The organism is Vibrio sp. 378, assembly GCF_033339435.1.
In genome coordinates this window covers 1-512 of sequence record NZ_JAWOUO010001227.1, presented here as the reverse complement: position 1 = coordinate 512, position 512 = coordinate 1, and the positions used below count along the sequence as shown (strand labels likewise).

The following is a 512-nucleotide window of genomic DNA, read 5'->3' as shown; positions in this document are numbered from 1 at the left end:
CCCGCCACCACAGAAGCCGGTGACAGAGCTGTACTCGCATTTCGTGTCCCAGGATTGCTTCAATCTATCGAAGTTAATGAAGGGCAAGTCGTTAAAAAAGGCGATGTGCTAGCAGTTCTTAACCCAGATGAATATTCCTTATTGGAAAAGCAAGCAAGAGCGAATTTTGCGTTAGCTGATGTTCAGTACAAGCGCTATAAAAAGCTGCGGAAAGACCAAGTGGTCTCTGAACAAGATTTTGATGAAGCGAAAGCTAATCATAACTCCGCTAAAGCGCAATGGGATCAAGCCAAAGCGAACTTGCGCTACACCCAACTTGTTGCTCCTTACGATGGCACCATTTCTTATCTTCCTGCCGAAAATCATGAATACGTTGCCGCCAAAGAAGGAGTGATGAACATTCAAACCAATCAGGTAATGAAGGTTATTTTTCAACTGCCTGACTATTTGCTCAACCGCTATACGCAAGGCGTGAATGTTTCAGCAAAAATGATATTCGACGCGTTTCCCGA

General features: G+C 44.3%; 1 pseudogene. It reads left to right on the top strand.

The window, feature by feature from the left end:
• Positions 1-512, top strand: a pseudogene (gene vmeG, locus R7Q48_RS31280) (efflux RND transporter periplasmic adaptor subunit VmeG); the annotation flags it as partial.